Here is a 1422-nt window from a genome sequence, read left to right on the forward strand (position 1 = left end):
GAGGTGAGGAGGAGGTGGCGCACGCCGTACTCGCGGACCAGGTGCTCCGCGACCTGACGGCCCAGCTCACCCGTACCACCCGTCACCAACACCACACCGTCCGGACCGAACTCCGGACCCGTCACCTGCTCACCGGCCACCGCCCGCACCAGCCTCGGGACGTGGAGTCCACCCTGTCGTACGGCGATCTCGGGCTCACCCCCGACGCACAGGGCTCGGGACAGCAGCTCCGCGTCCCTTTCGTCCGCACCCAGGTCGATCAGGCGGATCACCCGCTCGGGGTACTCGTTGCGCGCGACGCGGGTGATGCCCCACAGGGGCGCGTGGGCCAGGTCGTGCACGCTGTCGGACGGGGTGGCCCGGACCGACTCGCGGGTGACCCAGACCAGCTCGGTCCCGTCGAGGCGAGGCTCCGTGAGCGTCCGCTGCAGCAGGTCGAAGGCGTACTCGGAGACGCGACGCGAAGCCTGGCCCGTGTCCCCTTCCAGCTTCGCGGTGACGTCCACGACGAGCCGGGCCGGAGGAGTCTCCTCCTCCACGAGCCGGGCGAACAGCGTGTCGAGGTCCGGGAACCCGGGTGCCCCGAGCACGTCCGCGAGTCGCTCCTCCTTGCCGAGGACCCAGGTCAGAGGCGCCTCCGCGACGGCGCCCGGCATCGGTACCGGCTGGAACTCCACCCGGTACAGGTGCTCGACCGGCCTGCTCGCGCGGATCTGGTCCGCCGTGGCCACCCTGGCCTGCAGCCGTGCCGAGACCACCGGACCGCCCGTCGCGTCCACGACCCAGATCCGGCCTTCCGAGGCCTCCTGGTCCCAGTCCGCCCGGACCCGCAGCTCGGAGCTGCCGGTGGCGTGGAGCTCGGCGTCGGTCCACTCGAAGGGCAGCAGGACCTGGCCGGACGTTCCGTCCGTCCCCGTTCCTGTTCCCGTCTCTTTCCCTGTCCCTGTCCCTGCGTCCCTCTCGCGGACCGCAGCCAAGGCCTGGAGCCCGGCGTCGAGCAGCGCGGGGTGGATTCCGTAGTCGGACGCTTCGAGTCCCTCCGGCAACCGCACGACGGCGAACGCACTGCCCGTACGGTGCCTCAGCTCGGTCACACCCTGGAACGCCGGCCCGTACTCCAGCCCCTGCGCGTGGCAGGTGTCGTAGAAGGCGGCCACATCCAGCTGCTCGGTGCCCGGGGTCGGCCACTGGCTCAGCTCGGCGAACTCGGGTCCGCCGACGGAGAGCTCACCGGTGCCGAGGACACCGGTGGCGTGGCAGGTCCAGGTCTCCTGGGTGTCCTCGCGCCGGCTGTAGACGGCGATGGGAAGACGTCCGTCCTGCTCGGCCGCGCCGACGGTGATCTGGAGGCGGACGCCTCCGTTGTCGGGGAGGAGGAGGGGTTCGGCGAGGGTGAGTTCCTCGACGCGTGTGGCGCCGACT

General features: G+C 71.7%; 1 protein-coding gene. It reads right to left on the reverse strand.

Annotated features, from left to right (window positions below; genetic code table 11):
* Nucleotides 1-1422: polyketide synthase dehydratase domain-containing protein (locus tag ACZ4XX_RS40270; protein WP_468512776.1), on the reverse strand; the 1422-nt coding region annotated here is incomplete at both ends.

The sequence above is a fragment of the Streptomyces sp. NPDC029956 genome, from assembly GCF_055574655.1.